The organism is Thiohalocapsa sp. (assembly GCF_019695415.1).
In the GTDB taxonomy this organism is placed as follows: Bacteria; Pseudomonadota; Gammaproteobacteria; order Chromatiales; family Chromatiaceae; genus Thiohalocapsa.
Map to the genome: position 1 here is coordinate 1 of NZ_JAIFKJ010000580.1, position 3,307 is coordinate 3,307.

The window sequence follows — 3,307 nt, forward strand, 5'->3', positions numbered from 1 at the left end:
TGGCTCTTCCCTGCTTGCGCTGGGTTGGTGGGTGTGGCGCGGCTCGGCCCCGCGGGCGCCGGCGGCGGCCGGCCCCTCCGCCCGGCGGCCAGGCCGGGGAGGCTGGGCCGGGACGATATTGCGGTCCAAGCCCCCGATCCGGGGTAGGGGTGTGCTCAAGCGCCCGGGCCATACCGCCGCATCACTTCTTCGGGCGGGATGACGCGCTCGCCGCTTGCCAGAAGCTCCGCATGGCGCTGCCTGGCGATGGCGAGGTCCTCGAGATCGCCCAGGTACTCGCCCAGGGCGTCCGTGATCATGTCGGCCTCGCTGCGGCCGGTCTGGCGCTGAGGGTGGTGAGCCGCTCCGCGAGCTCCTCGGGGATATCCATGGAGAGGTTGGTCATGCAGTTGTTTGGCCTCTGGTGCAGCGGATGGCTGGAGTTTAGCGCAGGGGCAACGCGCCGGGCTGCCGCTCACGCTGGGCTGAGGGCTGAGGGCTGGTCTCGTCAGGACCGCACGCCGCACTTCGTACTGCGCACTCCGCACTACTCCCTGCCCCCAGCAAGATTGCGCATAAACAAAATAAATAGACAGATTATTGCCAAAAAGACCGATTAACGGGACATATTCGCAATCCTCTGCGGGTCCGATGCGCGCAGACTATGCACCGTCGGCCACAAGCCGGCGGGGGCCAAGTCCACAAGGCAAAGGCCCGCTCCAGTGGCTCCCACGCCTGCGGCCGCAACCCGGCGCAGTCCGGAGCCGCCAACCCTCGCAACTCGACCCTCGCAACTCGAAACTCGGAACATGTTCGACCACCGCAAATACCGCCCCGCACCCACCGTCCAGCTCGCAGACCGCAGCTGGCCGGACCGCACCATCACGCATGCGCCCCGCTGGGCCAGCGTGGACCTGCGCGACGGCAACCAGGCGCTGCTGGCGCCCATGAGCGTCGCGCAGAAGCAGGCGCTGTGGCGGCTGCTGGTGGACATCGGCGTGAAAGAGATCGAGGTGGGCTTTCCGTCCGCGAGCCAGCCGGATCATGACTTCGTGCGATGGCTCATCGAGGAGCGGCAGATCCCCGAGGACGTCACCATCCAGGTGCTCACCCAGGCCCGGGAGGACCTCATCCAGCGCACCTTCGCGGCGCTGGACGGCGTCCACCAGGCCATCGTGCACGTCTACAACAGCACCTCGCCGGTGCAGCGTGAGTGGGTCTTCGGCGCCGACCGCGCCGGCGTTAAGGCCATCGCCGTGCGCGGTGCCGAGCTGGTGCAGCGCGAGGCGGCCAAGTATCCGGGCACCCGCTGGATCTTCCAATACTCCCCGGAGAGCTACTCGCAGACGGAGCCGGACTATGCCGTGGAGGTGGTCAATGCCGTGCTGGATGTCTGGCGCCCGACGCCGGAGCATCCCTGCATCGTCAACCTGCCGGCGACGGTGGAGTCCGCGAGTCCGAACGTCTTTGCCGACCAGGTGGAGTGGTTCTGCCGCCACCTGGACCGGCGCGAGTCGGTCATCGTGTCCTTGCACACGCACAACGACCGGGGTGGCGCCGCCGCGGCGGCGGAGCTGGGCCTGCTCGCGGGCGCCGATCGGCTGGAAGGCACACTGCTCGGTAACGGCGAGCGCACCGGCAACATGGATCTGGTCACGGTGGCCATGAACCTCTACAGCCAAGGCGTCGATCCCAAGCTCGACCTTTCGGACCCGGACCGGATCATCGCGGTCACCGAGCGGTGCACCGGCATCGCCTGCCATCCGCGCCATCCCTGGGTCGGCGAGCTGGTGTACACCGCTTTCTCCGGCAGCCACCAGGACGCCATCGGCAAGTCCCTGCGCCACCAGCGCGCCGCAGAGGACCTGCCCTGGCAGGTGGCCTATCTGCCCATCGACCCGGCGGACATCGGCCGCAGCTACGAGGCCGTCATTCGCGTCAACAGCCAGTCCGGCAAGGGCGGCATCGCCTTCGTGCTGGAGCGCGACTACGGGCTCAACCTGCCGCGCTGGCTGCAACAGGCGCTGGCGCCCATCGTGCAGCGCGAGAGCGAGCGTCGCGGCGGCGTCATCGATGCCGAGCGCATCCACGCGCTGTTCCGGGAGCACTTCGTCCACGACGGCGCCGATGCACCGGTGCGGCTCGCCGGCTACCGGCTGAGCCGCAATGGCCATGACCGCATCGAGGCCCACATCGTCGCCAATGGCGCTGAGCAGGCCATTGCCGGGACGGGCGACGGCGCCATCGCGGCCTTCGCCGATGCTTGGCAGCGAGCCTTTGGTGCCGAGGTCAAGGTCGTCGACTACCAGGAGCACGCCATCGGCGCCGGCACCGACGCCGAGGCCGCCGCCTATGTGCTGCTGGACATCGACGGCCGGCAGGTGCCGGGTGCCGCCATCGACCGGGACACCGTCGGTGCGTCGCTGCGTGCGGTGTTGTCGGCATTGAACGCCGCTGCCGCAGAGGACGAGCGCGTGCATGCTCCGGGACGCGCATCCAAGGCTGCGGCCGCCTGACCCACCGATCAGCCCGCTGGCGCTGGTGCGGTCCTCGGCTGCCGCAACAGCGCGAGGAGCGCGTCCAGCCTTCGCCCTGCTGCGAGCTGGTCGAAGACCGGTCGCTGCAGCCCGATGAGGCCAACGCCGAAGATGGAGGCGTCGTAGAGGCGCCAAACGCCGTCTGGCCGGCGCAGATGCAGCTCCACACGAAGCGCAGGCAGGCCGTCGGTGCCGATCAGCACCGGCACCCGCGCCCGCGGCAGCTCGCCCGGCGACAAGCGTGTGTCATCTGGGAGTGTTTGCAGCCGCCAACCGCTCAGGTCCCGCAGCGACGGTGCATAGCGCAGGACGAAATAGTCCTCCAGCGCACGACGCAGTTCAGGACGCCGCGCGTCGGCGTCGCGCCAGTGTCGGCCGAGCAGCAGGGCCGCGATGTGCGGGACGTCGAGGTGATCCAGCAGTGGCTCTGCGATGGATCGGAGTGTCGCAGGGGTCGGCTCCGCCAAGGTACCTGCGGCAGCGACGGCACGGGCGAGCTCGGCGGCCGCCTGCTCCACCGCCGCCACGGGCGCGCCGCGATTCATAGCCTGGGCGGCGACGGGGTTAACGGTCGCTGGCGATGGCGGCGTCGCAGTGGTCGGTGCCGCCAAACGGAGCGCAGCGACAGCAGTCAGCAGGATCGCTGCGGCGCCTGCGGCGCCTGCGGCCGCCCACAGCGCCGAGGCTGGCAGCTTGCGGGGCAAGGGAGGGTCAGCGCCGAGTGGCATCTGGCTCAGGGGGCTTGCTCTGCGGAGGCTTGCTCGGGGGGCTTTGGCGCGATGCCGTCGGGG

The 3,307-nt window shown here is 69.6% G+C and carries 3 protein-coding genes; 1 reads left to right on the top strand and 2 read right to left on the bottom strand.

Features of this window, described 5'->3' with window-relative positions:
• Window positions 1–155 precede the first annotated feature (155 nt).
• Window positions 156–299 carry a hypothetical protein gene (locus tag I6U14_RS15960; protein ID WP_296900508.1) on the bottom strand — a complete coding sequence of 48 codons (144 nt, stop codon included), beginning with the start codon at window positions 297–299 and terminating at the stop codon, window positions 156–158.
• A 489-nt stretch (window positions 300–788) separates the two neighbouring features.
• Between I6U14_RS15960 and leuA the strand changes: the two genes are divergently transcribed.
• On the top strand, window positions 789–2,495 hold the full coding sequence (leuA, locus tag I6U14_RS15965) for a 2-isopropylmalate synthase (protein ID WP_296900509.1): 1,707 nt from the start codon (window positions 789–791) through the stop codon (window positions 2,493–2,495).
• An 8-nt stretch (window positions 2,496–2,503) separates the two neighbouring features.
• Here the strand turns inward: leuA and I6U14_RS15970 are convergent, their stop codons facing one another.
• The gene (locus I6U14_RS15970) at window positions 2,504–3,061 is read right to left on the bottom strand and encodes an ABC transporter substrate-binding protein (RefSeq protein WP_296900510.1); all 558 of its coding nucleotides are present in this window, start codon (window positions 3,059–3,061) and stop codon (window positions 2,504–2,506) included.
• Window positions 3,062–3,307: the final 246 nt, after the last annotated feature.

Excerpts from the sequence above, each read along its gene's own strand:
- I6U14_RS15960 (WP_296900508.1), bottom strand. The coding sequence starts at position 299 with ATGATCACGGACGCCCTGGGCGAGTACCTGGGCGATCTCGAGGACCTC.
- leuA (WP_296900509.1), top strand. The coding sequence starts at position 789 with ATGTTCGACCACCGCAAATACCGCCCCGCACCCACCGTCCAGCTCGCA.
- I6U14_RS15970 (WP_296900510.1), bottom strand. The coding sequence starts at position 3,061 with ATGAATCGCGGCGCGCCCGTGGCGGCGGTGGAGCAGGCGGCCGCCGAG.